Origin of the sequence: Arenibacter certesii DSM 19833, assembly GCF_000429545.1 — a bacterium.
GTDB lineage: Bacteria > Bacteroidota > Bacteroidia > Flavobacteriales > Flavobacteriaceae > Arenibacter > Arenibacter certesii.
The window spans coordinates 228,036-249,050 of the sequence record NZ_KE386914.1; the positions used below are offsets into that span (position 1 = coordinate 228,036).

15 protein-coding genes are annotated in these 21,015 nt (G+C 38.4%); 3 read left to right on the forward strand and 12 right to left on the reverse strand.

Going from position 1 to position 21,015, the window contains the following annotated elements; all coding sequences use genetic code 11:
* Positions 1-3: 3 nt before the first annotated feature.
* From G466_RS0119795 to G466_RS0119845, 11 genes are all read right to left on the reverse strand, one after another.
* Positions 4-750, reverse strand: a complete 747-nt coding sequence (locus G466_RS0119795; protein WP_051315800.1) for a M15 family metallopeptidase — start codon at positions 748-750, stop codon at positions 4-6.
* A gap of 233 nt (positions 751-983) precedes the next feature.
* A complete protein-coding gene (locus tag G466_RS22855; protein ID WP_051315801.1) occupies positions 984-1,415 on the reverse strand; it encodes a hypothetical protein in 432 nt (143 codons plus the stop codon).
* Positions 1,416-1,440: 25 nt separating this feature from the next.
* Positions 1,441-1,767 (reverse strand): hypothetical protein, encoded by a 327-nt coding sequence (locus G466_RS0119805; RefSeq protein WP_157374058.1) that lies wholly within the window; start codon positions 1,765-1,767, stop codon positions 1,441-1,443.
* Between the two features lie 993 nt (positions 1,768-2,760).
* A complete protein-coding gene (locus tag G466_RS0119810; RefSeq protein WP_026815169.1) occupies positions 2,761-3,477 on the reverse strand; it encodes a gluconate 2-dehydrogenase subunit 3 family protein in 717 nt (238 codons plus the stop codon).
* 6 nt (positions 3,478-3,483) lie between these two features.
* Complete coding sequence (locus tag G466_RS0119815) at positions 3,484-5,205, reverse strand: GMC family oxidoreductase (RefSeq protein ID WP_026815170.1); 1,722 nt, start codon at positions 5,203-5,205, stop codon at positions 3,484-3,486.
* Between the two features lie 355 nt (positions 5,206-5,560).
* Positions 5,561-7,138 (reverse strand): RagB/SusD family nutrient uptake outer membrane protein, encoded by a 1,578-nt coding sequence (locus tag G466_RS0119820; RefSeq protein WP_026815171.1) that lies wholly within the window; start codon positions 7,136-7,138, stop codon positions 5,561-5,563.
* A 24-nt stretch (positions 7,139-7,162) separates the two neighbouring features.
* Positions 7,163-10,531, reverse strand: a complete 3,369-nt coding sequence (locus G466_RS0119825; protein ID WP_026815172.1) for a TonB-dependent receptor — start codon at positions 10,529-10,531, stop codon at positions 7,163-7,165.
* A 132-nt stretch (positions 10,532-10,663) separates the two neighbouring features.
* The gene (locus G466_RS23385) at positions 10,664-11,821 is read right to left on the reverse strand and encodes a FecR family protein (protein ID WP_051315803.1); all 1,158 of its coding nucleotides are present in this window, start codon (positions 11,819-11,821) and stop codon (positions 10,664-10,666) included.
* 96 nt (positions 11,822-11,917) lie between these two features.
* Entirely contained in the window at positions 11,918-12,466 is a 549-nt protein-coding gene (locus G466_RS0119835; RefSeq protein WP_051315804.1) for an RNA polymerase sigma-70 factor, read from the reverse strand.
* 59 nt (positions 12,467-12,525) lie between these two features.
* Entirely contained in the window at positions 12,526-14,619 is a 2,094-nt protein-coding gene (locus G466_RS0119840) for a thioredoxin domain-containing protein (protein WP_034236306.1), read from the reverse strand.
* A gap of 112 nt (positions 14,620-14,731) precedes the next feature.
* On the reverse strand, positions 14,732-15,451 hold the full coding sequence (locus tag G466_RS0119845) for a carboxylesterase family protein (protein ID WP_026815175.1): 720 nt from the start codon (positions 15,449-15,451) through the stop codon (positions 14,732-14,734).
* 242 nt (positions 15,452-15,693) lie between these two features.
* Between G466_RS0119845 and G466_RS0119850 the strand changes: the two genes are divergently transcribed.
* Together G466_RS0119850 and G466_RS0119855 are read left to right on the forward strand one after the other, a co-directional pair.
* The gene (locus G466_RS0119850) at positions 15,694-16,716 is read left to right on the forward strand and encodes a sugar kinase (RefSeq protein WP_026815176.1); all 1,023 of its coding nucleotides are present in this window, start codon (positions 15,694-15,696) and stop codon (positions 16,714-16,716) included.
* Between the two features lie 16 nt (positions 16,717-16,732).
* Positions 16,733-17,404 carry a bifunctional 4-hydroxy-2-oxoglutarate aldolase/2-dehydro-3-deoxy-phosphogluconate aldolase gene (locus G466_RS0119855; protein ID WP_026815177.1) on the forward strand — a complete coding sequence of 224 codons (672 nt, stop codon included), beginning with the start codon at positions 16,733-16,735 and terminating at the stop codon, positions 17,402-17,404.
* Between the two features lie 39 nt (positions 17,405-17,443).
* Here G466_RS0119855 and uxuA read toward each other — a convergent pair whose 3' ends face one another.
* Positions 17,444-18,625, reverse strand: a complete 1,182-nt coding sequence (uxuA, locus tag G466_RS0119860; protein ID WP_205622062.1) for a mannonate dehydratase — start codon at positions 18,623-18,625, stop codon at positions 17,444-17,446.
* Positions 18,626-18,945: 320 nt separating this feature from the next.
* Here uxuA and nagB point away from each other — a divergent pair, with 320 nt between their 5' ends.
* A complete protein-coding gene (gene nagB / locus G466_RS0119865; RefSeq protein WP_026815179.1) occupies positions 18,946-20,874 on the forward strand; it encodes a glucosamine-6-phosphate deaminase in 1,929 nt (642 codons plus the stop codon).
* Positions 20,875-21,015: the final 141 nt, after the last annotated feature.

The following is a 21,015-nucleotide window of genomic DNA, read 5'->3' on the forward strand; positions in this document are numbered from 1 at the left end:
TCGCTATGGACAGTCCCACTTAAAGTTGGCCACTTTATCATTGGATCCGGCCGATAGGTTATAGTGCCACCATTCCGTTCTAATGGACCAAAATCCATATTTTTCCATGGTTTCCTTTAGCAAAAGTCGGTTTTCCAATATGTGTTGGGGCAAATCCAGATTATCATGGTATGCTCTTTTACCAAAGAAATCAAAATCGGTTCCCATATCCAATTCCTCACCCTCCAAAGTAACTAGGGTAATATCTACCGCTCCGCCTTTATTGTGAATGGAGCCTTTAACCGGATTGGCAACATATTGGGGATTGGGAACAATAGCCCACATTTTATACTGCACGGAATTGGGACGGTAGCAATCAAAGAACTTTATTTTAAAACCCTTGCTCACAAACTCCTTATTAGCCGCTAACAAGGCCTTTGCCGTTTTCACCCGAGTGTAACATTCTGCACAATCATACACCTGTTCCTTTAAAAAATTATTATCGGTCGCATACCTCATATCATATACAAAGTCATCGCTATAGTCCGCCAAACGCACAAAGGTGGTGTCTGCAAGCCCTTCCAAAGATTTTAAGGGAACTTTCTCTACCCTACTTACCTGTACCTCCTCTATAGATAACGTATCCTGTGGGCTCAATACTTCAGGGGATTCCGCATTTTCTTTCCCACTCTTTTTCGGTTCGCCACAACCTATCATAAACAGCATCATAATCACTCCTAGGCACTTAAAATAAAATCTAGCACTTTTCATCCTAACTGATTGGTTATTTTATTCAACTGTTAAAAATAAAAGATTCTTTTTAGAGAGCAAGTCTTAAGCTTCATTTGTTGAACAACTACCCTTTTTACAACAGTACTAAAAGGTGCCTACTCAATTGTTTATCAATAAAAAACCTTATCATTAATAGCGAATCTATAATGTATAATTACCTAAATAAGTAACAGCCCAAATAGATAATGGCTGTTTTAATTGATACGTTTATTCTAACTTAAGTTTGCGTTGGGCGCATTAGATCTAAAGGCAAAACGATTTTCATTATCCACCACGTTCTCTATGAAATAAAAGAAAGCAGCTCCTAAAGAGTACATTAAAACATCTAAAATATCAGCCGTGTATCGATCATTGATCTCTGGAAGGTATACTTCAAAGTACAAGGAATAAAATAGTGTAAGTGAGATAATTGAGGATAGTGTTAAGTTTAAATTATCGTCCGATTTAAGCCATCTAACTACATACCTACACATATAGAGAACTATAGGCATGCATAAAAGATCGTTCATATAATAAGCCGTCCAAGAAGGCAGCATTCCGCCATCACCCCACCTTTGAATAGCATATATTGCTCCTCCAAGAATAGAGAAAACAGGGAAATATATCTTTTTTACCCTAACCAATCCGTTGCTCATTTTATTCATCTGCCGTCTCATAAAAGCAATAGGCCTATGCCACTATATAACTGAATAGAAAGGCGATAAAAGCGCCAATTGACATAACCACTACCCAAATGGAGTAAAACAGCATAGCTGGAATTTTAACGAGTAAGTTGGGGTGTTTCAAGGCCTTTTCAAAAAACACGGTTACCGGGTTGGGTTTTTCTGCAGCTTTTTCTTCTTGTTTCTTAGTATCACTAGCTTCTCTCGCCAGTTTCCTCTTGATATGAATATTTATCAATTCACCACAATTACTACAGTAATCGCTATTAACGTTTACAGTACCACAATTAGAGCATTTTCTGTAGGCCACCTTCCCCATTTCCATTTTATTCAAAAGATTCATTTTTATACATGCCTGGAAACCCTTTATCTTATTTAAGCTCAACTATTAAAAGTCCCAATCCACAAAGGTCGTTAGAAAAAGGCATATAACAAATTTTGAAGAATACATTAGAGCTACACGACTACAGCACTGTCTCTGCGCAAGGGCTTTCAAATGATGTGGTTTTTAAAATCTACTAATTCGATTGCTTTGATTTTTACAGCTTCTACCACCTAATACAATTGATCGGTGCACAAAGCTTAAGTAGCACATATAAGCTCAGAGAACTTGGACTAAAGTCAGATGTACCTCTGTCATCTAACCCTATGATTAATAAGGCAGCAGTACAGTATATTTTTTTGAAGAGGAATACTTTTTATGAAGTGAGGATGTTAAACACGTTCTCTTACTAACTGAAGGGGGAATAACCGCACTTATCGTGAGCAAATGACAGCTTAGTTTCTTATTGGGCAGGTCAAAATTAAATTCTATACTTCCAACACCACACTAAATTCCAATGGCATACCTATTAAATTAAAACTTCATTATGAAGCGCGCAAATTATTTAATATCAACATTTTAAAATTTAATTATCGAAGCAGTGTTTTGACTAAAGTCCTATCTACATAATGCTCTTAATCCCCGTGATAAATCACGGGGCTATTCAATCTCCCAACTCTTGAGCTGGACTCCTTTAAATTGCCACAGGGCTATTCCCGTGTTGAAAATCAATTTGAAAAGAAGGCGTTTAGCCCAACTTTTAAGGTCCTATTTTTAAGGTAAAAATAAAACTATCTACCTCTCTTAATCCCCGTGATAAATCACGGGGCTATTCAATCTCCCCTAACCCATCTTCATCTTCAACTCTTGATTTGAACTCCTTTAACTTGCCACAGGTCTTTATCCCATGTTTAGAACCAATTTGGGAAGAAAGGCTGTAGCCGAGTCATATAACAAAAAACCCCGAAGCATACGCATCGGGGTTTTTAAAGACAACTCTTATCATTAGGTCAATAAATTGCCGTTTTCGTCCCATTCGGCAATAACATTACGCTTACTCTGATCTACACATTTAGCAATCCATTCCGGGTCATACGACATTCCGTGCTGCTCCAAAACATCTTCTGGAACTCCGTCCCAAACATTGGGAGAATTTCCCTTGTACCCTAAATCGGCAATACCCACTTTAGAAGTATAATAACCGGTTAAAGTAAGTCCACGGAACATATGGAAAAACTGAATTTCCAAAGGTTGTTTACTTAATGAAACCTCAGGATCATGATAGCAAATAGTATCACAAATTTGTTTCTGCTGCTCTAGCGTAGCCGATTTAAAATCGACCCCAAACTCTGTATTGCTCTTATGGTCCAACCACATTAATCCCCCTAACAAAGTCATTTGCATAGTAGGGAGGTCCTTTCCGATAAACTCGATAAACTGGGGCACTTCCGCCTCAATAGGTCCACCATGCGGCTCTTTTGGGGGAAGAATCACCGTGCTCAGCACCGCAATGGTTTCCATTTCGTGTTCGTTAAATAGCTCTTCCTCATGTAGTTTTGCATCTCGCTCCGCTTCTTCTGGTGTTCTACCATAAAAACCTTCAGCGCCTTTAATGATTTCTTCCTCAGCAGGTGCCTTTGTTTCCGGGGTACATCCGTGAAATGCCAAACCAGCGGCACCAACCCCCAAAATCATTGTCTGTATACTTTTTCTCCTGTCCATCATCTTCTAGATATTTTGCTGTTTCAACTGTTCAATAATGTAATCCGAAGCCCTCCAGGACAAAGCCATAATGGTCCAAGTACAGTTCTTATCCGCTTGGGAAACAAAAGGCCCTGCATCCACAATAAATACGTTGTCTACATCGTGCAACTGGTTAAACTTATTGGTTACCGAAGTTTTTGGATCGTTCCCCATTCTTGTGGTTCCCACCTCATGAATAATTCTTCCAGGAGCTTCCAATCCGTAATCGTTTTCTTTTCCTGGTTTGCTACCTAAAGGTTCTCCACCCATATTGTGAATCAACTCTTCAAAAGTATCCTGCATATGTTTAGCCTGATTTATCTCAAAATCGGACCATTTATAATTGAATTTCAATACTGGGATACCGTACTTATCTACAGTTGTTGGGTCAATTTCACAGTAGTTATCCTTTCGTGCAATACCTTCTCCTCTACCTCCGAAACCTATAACAGATCCGTAGTATTTTTTCACATCATCCCGAAGTCCATCCCCATATCCTCCTACTTTTAAACCAAAAAACTTATTAAAATCATTGGGGTTGTATGCAAATCCGTAGTTTGGCATTCCCATTCCTCCCCATACTTCAATATGGTATCCTCTAGGGAAATCTAGCTTGGAATTATCGCCCCACCATGGAGAATATACGTGCATACCTCCCACTCCATCTTCATTATAGGATGTTTTTCTGTTCATAAGACCTGGAATGAATCCTGCCCTACTAGCTCCCGTAGAATCGTGTAGATATTTCCCAATAAGATCACTACTATTACCCAATCCGTTAGGATGCTGCTTACTCTTAGAATTCAATAGAATTCTTGCAGAGCTACATGCAGAAGCGGCTAGGATTACTATCTTCCCTCTTAATTTATATTCTTTTCGGTCGTCCTTACTAATATAGGACACTCCAGTAGCTCTTCCTTCCTCGTTGGTAGTAACCTCTCGTACAACCGAGTTTACATATATCCTTATCTTTCCTCCACTTTTTTGTGCGGGAAAAATCAAACAACTACCAGATGAGAAATCCGCATATACGGAACAGGAGCGTGCACATTGTCCGCAATAGAAACAGACGCCCCTATCGTTATTTAATTTTTTTGTAAGCATGGACAGTCGACCCGGAATAACGGGGATGCCCGATTTTTTTGCACCTTCAATATAAAAAAGCTCATGTAATCTTGGTTTTGGAGGAGGCAAGAAAAATCCATCAGGATCATCTTCCAACCCTTCATTGGTTCCAAAGACACCAATAAGCTTATCTACCTTATCGTAATAAGGTTTTACGTCATCATAACCAATAGGCCAATCCTCTCCATGCCCATCCCTAGTTTTTCCTTTAAAATCTTTTGGTCCAAATCTCAGGGAGATACGCCCCCAGTGATTTGTTCGCCCACCTAACATGTGGGATCTAAACCAATCGAATTTTGTTCCTGGCTCTCTTGTATAAGGTTCACCTTCAATTTCCCATCCGCCATAGGCCATGTCAAACTCTCCAAAGGCACGGGTAGTTCCCGCACCTCTTCGGGGCGATTCATAAGGCCATTTTAATTGGGTCATCTGTTCCGGGTTCTTGGGGTCAAAAAAAGGTCCGGCCTCCACAACGGCTACATTTAGCCCCGCATCGGCCAATTGCTTAGTTGCCATACCACCGCCCGCACCCGAACCGACAATAATCACGTCGTATACTTCTGAGGATTCTTTGATTTGCATAATAAAAATTTATATTGGTGTTCAATATAGGTTTAAAATAATACTAAAATAAATATTTTTATACGAATAACCACTCATCATACCCCAATTGACACAAAACCACCAGTAAATGATAAAATTTTATCATAACTTAAATTTGTAGATAATTGTTATATCCTGTTACGGAAACAACCAAAATCTACTTTTATAATCAATATAAGATACCACTATATAGCGCTGATCGCATTTTCTTTAAAAAATATTCATTTGTAAATATATACTAATAAATAACAAAACTCCTCTTACGTTTTAAGGTAAAAGGAGCTTTGTCCTGACCACTGTTCTCTAATCTCTTTGCAGGTTAAAGAAAAATTGACTAATACCCGTTGTTATCTGTTCCTAAACTTGGGTTTCGTTGAATTTCCTGCTCAGGAAGCGGTAACAGCATATGTTTTTCTTCAATTACCTTTCCTTGTGATGTAACATGTCCAACTGCATTTACAAAACTAACTACCCCTGGGCTACTCGTTACAGGGAATTTTCTGGTACGAACAATATCAAACCAATTTTGAAATTCAAATACCAATTCTCTGTGTCGTTCTACCCACACCTCTTCTACAAACTCATTAACATCTAGTCCAGACAGAGACTGATTTATCGTTGTGATATCCGTATTCCAATAGGCTCTTCCACGAACTTGAGAAAGATAATTCACTGCATCTGCGTTTACTCCTGATGACTTTGTAATAGCCTCTGCAGCAATTAATAATACATCAGCATAACTTAACATAGCCTGATCTTTCCCAGACAGGGCGGTATCAAACATGGCCTCGTCATCATGCCAAATATAAGGTGAAGGAGGAAAGGTTTTATTAGTTCCTTCCAAGGTAGTATGAAAATACTGCTTTTCCTGTGCTCTTAAGTCATTCACAGGATCATATAGATCTAGAAAACTGCTAGATGGCTGATAGGCACCGTTGGCGATATCATATAATACGTCTTGGGAAAACCCTGTTGGATAAGAATATCTTGGAAAAGTAGAAGGTGCAATCGCAGCATCAAACTCCTTAATATAAATATGCTCTTCTGCAGACGCATCTGCCTTTCTTATTTTGTTATACGCTGAATTCCCAAAATCCAATTCGCCTGGATTCAATTCGTCATGCTGCACAAGACTATAGGTACCATAAACTCCATTGATAATATCTTGGGCCAATCCAGCGGCGTCCCCATAACGATCCGCATTAAGAGGTGCACCACTCATAGTGAGATATACCTCGGACAATAATGCCGCCACTGCTCCTGCTGTGATTCGTTTTCCGTTATTTACCATCGTAGCCGTGGATAACCCACCGTTTTCCAAAGCATCTTTTAGATCTGACTCAATCAAAGCATAAACCTCAGCGACTGAACTTCTTTCCAAATAAAGGTTATCTAAAGAATTATAAGGTTCAGTCGTTAGGGGAATAGGTCCAAAAAATCTCACTAGATAATAATAGGCATAAGCTCTAAAAAACTTAGCCTCACCAATTAATTGGCTACGCTCTTCATCTGAAAGACCTGGTGTTTCAGGAATGTGTTTTATAGCATTATTGGCCCTGGAAATTCCAAGGTACAACTCTCTCCATCTTCCCTGTAAATAATCCCCAATATTATCACCATTAAGTGTTAGTTGTTGGGTATTGCTAACATGCAATTCCTGACCGGCATATTCATTAGAAAAGAAACCCGACATGTATGCACCTAACATTACTGGCATTCCACTGTAGACACCACCGTCTGTCATGTTTGGGGCACCTGTTCTATAAAGTGAATTAACCGCACTATACGCTTGGTCTGGTTCACTAAAAAATTGATCGGAAGCTAATTCACTCAACGGCTCCTCATCTAAAAAATCGGAACAAGCACTTAAACTTGCTACTATTAGAAGTAATAAAATATATTTGATTTTCATGATATACATTCTTTATATTTAGAATTAAAACTTAAGACTACAACCCAAAGTAAAAGTTCTTGGTTTAGGGTATTGGAAGAAAAAGATATTCTGGCCCCACTGGTCACCACCCCAAGAAGTTGCCTCTGGATCATAACCTTGAAAATCTTTAGAATGGATTACAAAAGCATTTTCCAAACTTGCATATACTCTTAAGTTGTTCAACCCCATACTTTCCAAAGCAGCCTCATTAAAACTATATCCTAATGAAAAAAGATTACCTCTTATATAGGATCCATTAGCAATCCAGTGGCTATCTACCTGGCTATTTTGCCCAGCATAAGATTGGTTTCTAATCTCTTGAACCATGGTGTTTTGGTTTTGCTCCGTCCAACCATCATATAAAATAGTGGCCAAGCCGTTGGCAATTCCAGACCTGTCTTCTGTAGAGTGGTAGAACTGCTGCATTATATCTACCCCTCCCACAAATTGTATGTCCGCTGTAAAGTCAAAATTCTTATAGTTAAAAGTATTAGAGAAACTACCTGTAAAATCTGGTAATCCCTTACCTAAAATTTTCTTTTCTTCAGAACGTTTTGCTTCTCCTGGTAAGGCACCAACTAATGCGGCCTCTTGTGCCTCATCAGTTCCCCAAGTTCCTAGGCGCTCGTACCCCCAGAATGAACTTAAGGATTCTCCAACCCTTAAAATGGTCTGACTTCCAGAAACCCAGTTTGGACCGGGTAAAATATCCTCGTCATTTTCCCCCAAGCTTTTAATGGTGTTTTTGTTGTAATTTATATTAAAAGAAGTTTGCCAATTAAAATCTGGATTAGCTATGTTCTGTGTTACTAACATGGCTTCTATCCCTTCGTTAGATACCGCACCAATATTATCCCTTACGGAAACAAACCCAGTTGCGTATGGCACTGGCCTATCTAATAATAAATCTGTAGTTTCCTTATAATAATAATCAAACTCAAATCTTAACCTATTATTAAAGGCTCCAAAATCTAACCCTATATCCAATTGACTTGTTTTTTCCCACTCCAAATCAGGATTGGATAATCTGTTTACAGAACTTGCTGCTACTCTAGTTCCGTTGAGCAAAATGGTTCCGGTAGAAACGGTTGCCAAAGAACTATAAGCGGGAATTTCAGTATTACCTGTTATACCATAGCTAGCTCTTAACTTAAGTCGGTTAATTATTGCACTATCGGCTAAAAAATCTTCTTCAGACATCATCCATCCTAATCCTGCAGAAGGGAAGAAACCGTACTTGTTATTTGTTCCAAATCTAGAAGATCCATCTACCCTACCGGTTAGGGTAACCATATATTTGTCCTTAAGCGTATAACCCGCTCGCAAGAAATAGGAATTCAATGCCCATTTATTATAATTGGAAACCGGAGCGCTTGGGTTACTAGCCGCACCGATATTATTATATTTAAAGAAATCATCACTAAATCCACTAGCTTGAATATCTGAAGACTCAAACATATTCTCCTGCCAGCTTAATCCCAGCATACCATTAAATCTGTGATCGTCTATTTCTTTCTGATAGGTTAAATAGTTTTCTTGCTGCCAGTAGGTGCTCTTAGAATTATAGACTCTTGCGAATCCATTGGGAGCCGAAATATTTACCAAATCACGTGGAGAATATTCCTGTTTATTATTGATGCGTTTATCAAAACCAAATTGGGTTCTAAACTCTAATCCCGGAAGAATCGTAAATTTAGCGAAAGCATTCCCAAATATCTGGTTCCTTTCCCATAGTCTTTCCTGGGTTTCTAACACGTGTACCGGATTAGCCATTGCTTCTAGGTTATAGGCATCCTCAATATCAAAACTACCACTATAGGTACCATCAGGAAACTTTACAGGAAATATCGGGGGCATTTCTATCATGGTACGTCTTGGTACCTGGCCTCCGCCTCCTTCTTCAAATTCCCTTTCTTTAACATTATTTACCAAAAGATTGACACCAAAAGATAGCCAATCCTTAGGATTAATATCATAAGCTATCTTTCCACTTATTCTATCTACGTCATTATTCAACATTATTCCTTCCATATGGGAATAATTTAAAAAGGCACCTATTGATGATTTATCATCACCACTTTGAATACTTAATTGATGGTTATTAGAGATGGCAGTCCTGGTGGCTTCATCCTGCCAATCGGTATCATATAAAGGCTTTCCACTAGAATCAAACAATCTTGGGTCATTAGTTGTAAATACGGGCACCGGACCGTCTGGTCTGTATTTAGGAGTATTTTCCATACCAATTCTAACTACATCCAACCACTCTTCAGCATTCAAAAGATCCATTTTATTTTGCATCTGTCCAACACTAATAAATCCGTCGTACCCAATTGTCATTCTTCCACTCTGGGTACCCCTTTTAGTGGTAATTAATACCACGCCGTTAGCTCCACGAGCTCCATAAATAGCAGCAGAGGAAGCATCTTTCAATACTTCCATACGCTCAATATCGTTCGGATTTAAGTATTTTATGTCTTCCATAGCTACTCCATCTACTACATATAAGGGGTTTGAAGATGAATTAATAGTACCTACTCCCCTAATGACGATTTTAGGCTCTCCGGATGGGGATCCAGAATTTAGAAACACATTAACTCCAGCTACTTTACCTTGTAGACCTTGAAGCGAGTTGTTTACAGGAGCTTTTAAAAGATCCTCGTTACTCAACACCCCTACAGCACCTGTTAGATCAGATTTTCTTTGCGTTCCATAACCCACAACAACAACCTCATCCAAGCTAGCAGCCTCAGCCTGCATTACTACTTCAATATTGCTTTGGTTACCCACCAAAACCTCATAATTGGCAAAGCCTATGGATGAAAAAACCAATATATCGTCTGAATTTGCATTTATGTCAAACACGCCATCAAAGTCGGTCGCAACACCTTTCGTAGTCCCTTTTATAACGACACTAACTCCCGGTATTGGAGTTCCATCAGTGTCCTTAACGGTTCCAGAAACTTCATTTTGAACAGGTACATAATCTATAGGTTCCGCACTTATGTGCTTTTTAGGCATAAGACGAATTTGTCTATTATTATAGATGTTGTAAGAAATTTGAGAATTTTTAAACAATTCATTAAGTACTACATCTATAGTTTTATTTTTTACTTGGATCGATACTTTTTCATCCAATGATATATTTTTATCACGATATAGGAATCTAAATTCAGTATCTGATTCTATTTTATTCAAAACTTCTTCCAAACTAACATTTTCGAGCTTTAAAGATATTTTGGTGTTTTCGGCATAACTATTTGCCTGCATTTTAAAAAGTGAAAACAAGAGCAGTACTACCATAAGTTTTGCTCTTAGGTTATTTTTAATAGGATGGGTCAATAACATCCCATTAGGATTATTCTTTTCCATAATTTTAATTGGTTATTTAATAATTTTAATGAACGGTCACTTTTTTAAAAAATGGGAAAGATTGTGTAGCCCCCATTTTTGTTATACTAAATGATTTAAATAATTTACTGTCACAACATAATTTGAGCGATTTTAGGGGTTTATAATTATTTTTTTATTACTCACGGAATAGCTAAATGGCCGTTCCAATTTGAAATAATCCATCACGTTGGTAATACTTTCAATATCTACATTAAAAGATGCCGTAAAGATTTCTTTGTCTAAAAATTTATCATTATTAATGATCTCCACACTGTAACTCCTCTCCAATTTTTTTATAATATTTTCAAAGGACATACTCTTAAATATCAATTCCTCATCCATCCAACTAGTATAAAGATTAACATCCACTTCATTAATATCGAAGCTTCCAGCTTCACGGCTCCAAGATGCCATATGCCCAGGTGTTAATATAGCACCATTCTTAGGGTCATTTGTATTATAAAACTGAACCGAGCCTTCGGTTAATACAGTAGATATATCGGGGTCTCCTGGATACGAAGAAATATTGAACCTAGTGCCTAATACCTTAATTACCATTTCATTGGATATAACAGAAAAAACTTGTGTAGAATCTTTGGCTACACTAAAAAAGGCTTCACCTTTTAAAAACACCTCACGCGGATGGCCTTTAATAAAACCAACAGGATACCTCAAGGAGCTACCCGAATTAAGGATTACCTGCGTCCCATCTGACAAATAGACTCTATATTTTTTACCATTGGGAACATAGAGTTCGTTGTACATAAGACGAGTTACCCGAGCATCGTCCTTATATTTTAAGACCCCTTTTTGTTGATTTACAAAAGCTACCCCTTTAGAGTTCTTAAGTTCGGTACTATTTGCAGGATCTATCTCTATAAAACTTCCATCATCCAAACGTAGCGCAATTGCATCCATTGGCAACTTATCTTCCGAAATATACGCTGGAGCAGGCTGCTGATAAAAAAAATACGAAAGGCCCAAAATCCCTATAAAAACTGCAGCTATCCTTAGTATAAAACTAAACTGATAGTTGCTTTTATAAGCACCCGTAATTTTTCTCAACTCCTGTTTCTTGCTCCTATCAAACTCCTTTCGCAGCTTTCTACGTCTGATACCTAATTTTTTGTCCGTAAGGTTTTTAAGAATATAGGCTTCATCTTCCTCATCAAAATGGGATTTTAAATCCATAACATCTTGACTATCCCCTCTTAAAATGGACAATGCCAACCTTTTGGATAACGAAATTATTCTTTTTAAACTAGCCATCTATTAATGGAATACAAAATGAAAATTATTATTCCTTTTCATTCTAAGACGATATAAAAATTGGTGTGGGTGAAAAAAATGATAAAATTTATTATTTCATAAGCTAAACAACAGCAAAATTTGAAATATATCATTTTTTAGTAATAATTTTAATTTACGATATGCAACCTTTTTCTGTGATTTTATAGTATTCACCGAGACTTGAAGACGTTCGGCTATTTGATCATTGGTTAAACCTCGCATTCCCAATTTAATCACCTTTTTATATTTTTTAGGAATTGAGTCTAAAGCTTTATCAACTTTTTCAGAAGTTTCTACCAACAGCACCTCCCTAATAAAAAAAGATTCACCTTCCAAATGCATCATATCCAGACCTATACGTTGTGATTTCGTTCTAGAATAACTGCTTTTTAGAAAGTCCAAACACTTATTTCTAACCGCAGTGTATAAATACGATTTTGTGGCCGCTTTATCTTTGATCATTATTTTTTTCTGCCAAATATTTACAAATACATCTTGAACCACATCTCTGGAATCCTCTGTATTTTTCAAATATCTATGTGCAAATAAACAAAGCGGTGTATAAAGCGCTTCAAACAATTGCTTGTATTCCTTCGGCGTTAATGCAATATTTTCCTTAGACAAATTTGAGGGTAATAAAATTCAATTAGAACTTGAGTTGAAAAATGTCGAACAAGAACTTATTAAAAATTCTTCATTTGCTCCATCGCCTCTTCTACTGTGGCTACGGGAAGTTTACAAGTATGATCCTGACACACATAAATATAAGTCCCGTCATCTGCATAGCGCTCTTTAAAAAGTGGCAAATCGCTAGATTTTGCACTCCCCACAATTAAAGTGTTAGGTATATTATAACGATGCAAACCTGCCAATAAACTATTGGCATCATCACCTACAACAGCAATCTCAAAAAATGGGTAAACCGACTTCAGCAATAAGGAATTCCATTTAGCATAATTATAGGCATTGGTTTCAATAACCGGAACCATGGCTGACAGCATCTCTTTGGCCTTATTGGTAGCTTCTTTATTGTATTCAATATGACCTAAGAGCAGGAGATTTTCTGCCATAATAGAATTAGGAGAAGGCAACACCCCATCATCGGTCATAACTATTTTTGAAATAAGTTCCTCATCAGCATTATAGGTGAACATACCTGAAGGCGCATCCTTAAATTTTTCTTGGGCAATTTCCATCAATTTATGGGCAAATTCCAGATACTCATCAGACATGGTGCTACTATATAGTTTTAGCGATGCATTGGCTAAAAAAGCATAATCCTCCAAAAACCCGTGATCTGTCTTGCTTCCTTTTTTATAGGAATGGACCAGATGATCCCCTTTTAACCCATTTTTCTTAAGAAAGGCAAACACCGCTTCAGCTTTTTTTAAATAGGCAACTTCCCCAAAAGCATTATAGGCATCTACAAGTCCATTTATCAAAAGTGCATTCCAAGATATTATAATCTTATCATCTATCTGCGGCCGCGTTCTTTTATTTCTAACCTTTAGTAGTTTTTCTTTCCACCCCTCCCGATGCTGATCCAATTCGCTTTGGGACATACCGTATTTCTGTGAAAAGGCGTCATCGTGCAAAGTGCGGGAAAGCACATAATTGTCCTTTTCCCAAATGTGGGAAGGTTTTATACCGAAATATTCCGAAAACATAGTGAAGTCTGCACCCAAAGCAGATTTTAATTCCCCCTCTGTCCACACATAAAATTTCCCTTCCTCTCCTTCGCTATCCGCATCAATTGCCGCATAATACCCTCCCTCCGGATTTTTCATTTCCCGATCTAAAAAAGCGATGGTTTCTTCAACAATATTTTTAAACAACGGGGCTTTAAACACCTTATATCCTTTAGAATACAGACTCAGTAGTTGTGCATTATCATAAAGCATTTTTTCAAAATGGGGGACTTTCCATTTAGAATCGGTGCTATACCTATAAAATCCTCCAGCCAACTGATCGTACACTCCGCCCATAGCAATCTTATCCAGAGTAGTTTCTACATAATCTCTACTTTCTGTATCTTCCGCTAGCAGGGCATAATCTAGAAGAAAATCTAAATTTACCGGTATCATAAACTTCTGCTCTCCTTTATTTCCACCCCATTTTAGATCCCAGTTGGACTTCCACTTCTCCACACTTGATTTTAATACCTCCTGAGTCAATACCCCTACATCTTTAGTTGGCGATATTAGGTTAATATTCTGAATCTCCTTAGCTACCATATCAGCATATTCATTGGCCTTTTCTGGTTTATCCTTATATAGTGTACTTATATCTGCAAGCACTTTGCTCCACTGCGCTTTGGTATGATAGGTTCCACCATATATTGGCTTGCCATTGGGAAGGGTTATCACATTTAACGGCCATCCCCCATTCCCTTTTAGCAGTTGTAAGGCGGTCATATAAATATGGTCTACATCTGGACGCTCTTCCCTATCTACTTTTATATTGATAAAATTCTCATTCATTAATTTTGCTACCTCCTCATCTGCAAAGGTTTCCTCTTCCATTACATGGCACCAGTGGCAAGAAGAATAACCCACACTGACCAATACTAATTTATTTTCCTTTTTGGCCTGTTCTAAGGCTGCGGGACTCCAAGGTTTCCAATTCACTGGATTATGGGCGTGTTGCAAGAGATAAGGACTGGTCTCGTTAATAAGTTCGTTGGTGTATTTATGGTCTTTAGCCTGACTATTACCATTGGAACAGGAAAGGAAAATTAAGGCCATAGCGAATAGTATAGTGTTTATTGATAATTGCATAATTTGCTTGGTTGTTATCATAGGTATTGCTAGTAAAGATGCTAAAAACATCCAACAAGGCAACAAAATACAAGATTTTAAACAATGTTTAGGTCTGGCCAACACTTTTAACTTAATCCGATTTTTCCTGTTCCATAAACCAATGGTATAATGTTTCGTTTTCATAGGCTTTATCCCACGCATTGTGACCTACCCCCTTATATATGGTAAACTGCACCCTATACCCCATCTCCTTAAGCTTGGCGACCATATTTACCGATTCTGAAATGGGGATAGAATCGTCCTGATCTCCATGAAAGACCCAAATAGGCATCTTTTTATTGATCCAAGAGGCATAGGGTAAAGGTGCCATACCGCAAACAACGGCTAGGGCTGCAAATGTATTTGGATATTGAACGGCCATTTCCCATGCAGCACCTCCACCCCTACTTAATCCTGTAAGATATATTCTATTGGGATCTACCTTATTCTCTTCGATTATCGTTTCTAACAATTGATGCACAGCTCTGGTATTCCACCACATTTTTTCATTCGGATTTTGGGGCGCTAAAATCAAAAAAGGAAACTTCTTCCCTCGGGACAACAGTTTTGGTGGCCCATTCCGTTTTACTGCATCCAGACTACCCCCAGCTTCGCCCCCTCCGTGCAAAAAAAGGAGCAGCGGAAACTTTTCATCTTCATTGCTCTGATAATTCTCGGGGTAATAGAGATAGTATTTTAAGGTTTCCGTAGTAATAACCTCCATTTTAGAATCTATTAATTCTGGAGAGGACTGCGAGGCGCAACCCATCAAAACAAAAAAGCTACAGAAAAACAATATTTTAAATCTCATAAATTGCAGTTTAAATAATTCCATATTAGGATAGCACCTATCAGTTGTTTACTAGTTCTTCCAATAAAGTGATAAATTGACGATTTTTAATTCGAAAATTTTAATATAAAACACCATTTTAACATTCAATAATTTGATAAAACAAAAATTGCTCACAACGTTATAAAATAGAAAAAACACTATTTCTTCAATTTTACGTTTTACATTAGTATTTTTATCCTAAATAGCTACACTTTATATTAATGAAGAAAATTGTCACCTTTGGAGAAATACTCCTAAGATTATCTACAGAACGACATTTGCGGTTTTCACAGGCAACCAATTTTAATGCCACTTATGGTGGGGGCGAATTTAATGTTGCCGTTTCCTTGGCCAATTTTGGTATGGAAACCGAATTTGTTACCAGACTGCCTCGGAACGATATTGGGGATTGCGCATTACAGGAAATAAGGAAATATAAAGTAGGAACAGATCACATTAAATTTGGAGGTGACCGATTAGGCATTTATTTTCTAGAAACTGGGGCAGGAGTCAGGGGAAGCAAGGTGGTTTATGACAGGGAAAATAGTGCTATTGCGACCATAGAATTAGGCAGTATAGATTGGAAAACCGTTTTTGCCGATGCAAAATGGTTCCATTGGAGTGGGGTTACTCCCGCCTTATCCAGTAATGCCGCCGCGGTCTGCCTAGAAGCAGTAAAAGCAGCTCATGAACTAGGACTTACCATCTCCTCAGATTTAAATTACCGATCCAAACTATGGAAGTATGGTAAGGAACCGAAAGATATTATGCCCCCACTCTTGCAGTACAGCCATATACTACTAGGGGATCTAGACACTGCTTTTTTTATGACCGGGCAAGAAAAAAAAGATCCCAATTATCAAGACACGGTATCCTTGCCCAAAATTTACGACCAGCTGTTTAACAGCTTTCCCAATTTAAAATTTGCTGCCACTACCCTAAGATATTCTATTAGCGCCTCCCATCAAAAAATTGGAGGTATCCTATATGATGGTACATCAATATACAATGCCGAGACCAGAGAAGTTACGCCTGTAATAGACCGTGTAGGTAGCGGCGATGCGTTTATGGGCGGATTAATTTACAGCTTGATAAAAAATCCGCAAGAAAAGCAAGAGGCTATTGATTTTGCTACTGCAGCATGTTGCCTAAAACATACCATTTCGGGCGATTATAATTTGGCTACCATAGAAGAAATAACCCAATTGGCTGCCGGGAATACGTCCGGAAAAGTAAGTCGATAATATAAAACACACCAGCATGTCACAATTTTCAAGAATAGAAATTGCATCCTTAATGAAGGAAACGGGACTTGTTCCCTTGTTTTACCATCCTGATATTGCCATAGGAAAGAAGGTTTTAAAAGCCTGTTATGATGGGGGCGCTAGGTTAATTGAGTTTACGGCTAGGGGTAGTTTCGCCCATGAGGTTTTTTCGGAACTCAATAAATATATCATCCAAGAACTCCCGGGAATGGCAATGGGAGTTGGCTCTGTAACCGATGCCGCTGCCGCTTCCCTCTATATGCAAATGGGAGCCAATTTTATTGTTACCCCTTCTTTAAGAGAAGATATCGCCATAGTTTGCAATCGTAGAAAAGTCCTATGGAGCCCAGGTTGTGGGTCCGTTACAGAAATCAATAAAGCGGAAGAAATGGGCTGTGAAATCATAAAATTGTTCCCAGGCGCCAATTTTGGGCCTAATTTTATAAAGGCTATTAAAGGCCCCCAACCTTGGACCAGCGTAATGCCTACAGGTGGTGTTACCTTGGAAGAATCTAATTTAAAAGCCTGGTTCAACGCCGGAGCCACCTGCGTAGGTATGGGCTCAAATTTAATTAGCAAGTCGGTTTTGGAAAATAAGGATTATAAGGGATTGGAAAATACTGTGAGAGAAACACTAGCTCTTATAAAGAAAGTACAGGGTTCTTAGCGTACAAAAAATTAGTTCATACGCTAAAAACCCTATAGCTTAAGAGGGGAGCGACTTCCTGATCCCTAATTCTAGGCCACGGAGTTCTGCCAACCCTCTTAATCTACCGATGGCCGAATATCCTGGATTGTTTTTTTTCCTAAGGTCATCTAACATCTTATGCCCGTGATCTGGACGCAAGGGCATTCTTAAATCCTTCCTGCCCAAATCTTTGCGTTTCTTCTGCTCTATTACTAAGGCTTTTAGCACCCCGTACATATCTACATCTCCAGCCAAATGATCGGCCTCATGAAAATTACCATCTTTATCCCGTTCCGTACTCCTTAAATGCATAAAGTGTATCCTATGCCCTAACCTCTCTACCATTCCTACTAGGTCGTTGTCTTCCCTAACCCCAAAAGACCCCGTACAAAAGGTGAGTCCATTACTAGGACTGTCCACCGCTTTAAAGAGCTCCAATATATCCTGTTCGGTACTTACCACCCTTGGCAATCCCAAAATAGGATATGGCGGATCATCTGGATGGATACACAGCCGTACACCACTTTCTTCTGCAACAGGAACTATCTGCCGTAGAAAGTCGATCAAGTGCTGTTTTAATTCCTTAGGACCAATATGATTATAAGTAGCAAGGATCTCATTAAATTCTTTTAAGGTATACCCCTCTTCTGCTCCGGGGAGACCGGCGATAATATTATTGATCAGTCGTTTTTTATCCTTTTCGGAAATTCCCTCTAGATAAGCTTTGGCAGCCTCTTGTTCTGTTAAAGAATATTCTTTTTCTGCATTTGGGCGTTTTAACAAGAAGAGTTCGAAGGCTGCAAAAGCCTTTTTCTCAAACCGCAGTGCCGTAGAGCCATCCTCTAGCCCATAATCCAAATCGGTTCTTGTCCAATCTAAAACGGGCATAAAATTATAGCAGATCGTGTCTATTTCGCAGCGCGCCAAATTACGGATAGTAGTCTTGTAGTTTTCCACATGCTTTATATGATCGCCCCTTTGCGTCTTAATATCTTCGTGTACGGGTACACTTTCTACCACAGACCAAGTTAATCCAGCTTCCTCAATCGTATCTTTCCGAGCCTGTATTTCTTCCATTGGCCATACAGCCCCATTAGGGATGTGGTGCAGCGCAGTTACTATCCCGGTAGCTCCAGCTTGTTTAATATCCGCTAAGGAAACTGGGTCATTAGGGCCATACCATCTCCATGTCTTTTCCAATGTTAATTCCATAATTCAATTGCAATAGAACAGCGTTCACACGCCTTGGTTTATACTATTTGTATACCTAGTGCCAAACTAAGCCAATAATGGCTACAAGATACAGATTTGGCGGACTTTCACAAAGGGAGTTTTTAAAGAAGCTTTTACAATTTATTTGCATGGATAAATGCAAAATAAGTTAGAAGTATAACCACGAAGAGAGAAATCCTTATTTCTGCCGTGTTTCAAGCAAAAACAGGCTATAAAATTTAACCATTTCAATTGTTTGCAGTACTTTTATAGATTAAACCAATAATGAACTAAAAATCGAGTTATAGATGATTAAGAGTGGAATCGATAAGGCAACCAGTTTTGAAAAACGGTTTGAAAAAGTAAACACGGTAATTTTTGAATCTTCAGAAGTTGCCTCTAAGGCAGTAGCTGCAGAAATTGCAGCACTGATTAGAAAAAAGCAAGAAGCCAACGAAATGTGTGTACTTGGACTTGCTACAGGTTCATCGCCGAAAAGATTATATGCGGAATTAGTTCGCTTACACAAAGAAGAAGATCTAAGTTTTAAGAATGTAATTACTTTTAACCTAGACGAATACTATCCAATGGAACCAGACGCCATACAAAGTTATGTGCGTTTTATGAAGAAGCTTCTGTTTGATCAAATCGATATTGACCCAGAGAATTGTCATATTCCTGACGGTACACTTGCAAAAGAGGATATAGCCGATTACTGTAAGGCATTTGAGGCCAAAATTGATGCTTTAGGTGGAATAGATTTCCAAATTTTAGGCATTGGTGGGAACGGACATATTGGATTTAACGAATCTGGATCTTTACCCAACTCCAAAACGAGATTAGTTACATTAGACCATATCACCAGAGTTGCGGCAAGTCAGGATTTCCAAGGTTTATACAACACTCCAAAGACTGCTATCACTATTGGAATTAAGCAAATTATGCGGGCCAAAAAGGTGGTTCTATTTGCTTGGGGTGAAGGAAAATCTAACATTATTAATAAAGCGGTAGAAGGGCCAATTACTGAGCAGGTTCCCGCCTCTTACCTACAAGATCACCCTAATAGCGTTTTTGTGGTAGACAAAGGTGCGTCTTCCCTACTTACCAGAGTAAATTCTCCTTGGGTTGTAGAGAAAGTAAATTGGGATGCTCAGTTGATCAAAAAGGCTGTGGTGGGGCTAGCTTCAAAACTAGAGAAACCAGTTCTTATGCTAACAGAAGCAGATTATATTGAGAATGGTATGAGTGACCTATTAACAGAAGTAGGTGATGCTTACGATATCAATATCCGTATATTTAATAAATTACAGCACACTATTACTGGTTGGCCAGGAGGTAAACCAAATGCAGATGATACCAATAGACCAGAACGTGCCAATCCTCCTAAAAAACGTGTACTTATTTTCAGTCCGCATCCAGATGATGATATCATTAGTATGGGTGGTACTTTTATGCGATTACAAGATCAAGGGCATGAGGTGCATGTAGCCTATCAAACCTCTGGGAATATTGCCGTAGCTGATGACGAGGCATTACGATTTTCAAATTTTGTGGTAGATTATAATCGCTCATTTGGCTTAGACAATGAAAAGTCTCTTGAAATTTACAAAAAAGCCACTAAATTTATACAGGACAAAAAGACAAGTGAAATAGATATTCCAGAAGTGAGGAGTATAAAAGGTATGATCCGAAGAAGTGAAGCTAAAGCTACTAGTTACTATGTAGGTCTTACTGATGAGCAGATCCACTTTAACAACCTTCCTTTCTACGAAACGGGTACCATAGAAAAAAATCCATGGGGAGAAGAGGACGTTAAAATCACTATGGACTTAATCGATAAGATTAAACCTCATCAAATCTATGCTGCAGGAGATTTAGCAGATCCGCACGGGACACACAAGGTTTGTTTAGACATTATTTTTGAATCTTTAAAGCGATTAAAATCTGAACCATATATGGACGATTGTTGGGTATGGTTGTATAGGGGAGCTTGGCAGGAATGGGATATTGAAGATATAGAAATGGCCGTTCCTATGAGTCCTAGTCAGGTTTTGGCGAAACGATATGGTATCTTTAAGCACCAATCCCAAAAGGATGGTGTAGTATTCCAAGGTTCGGATTCCAGGGAATTCTGGCAACGAGCAGAAGACAGAAACAGAGAAACTGCCATGAAGTATGATGAGTTAGGATTGGCGCATTATGCTGCAATGGAAGCGTTTGTACGCTATAAGTTTTAAGGAAACCTTATATAAAAATAAAAAAGTGGCTGTCCCGAAAAGGCAGCCACTTTTGTTTTATTGAATTGGTGTTTTTCACTCATTTACAGAGAAGTGAATGCAGGCCGTTCCATTCAGTCGTGGTCCATCTGCCTATTCCAT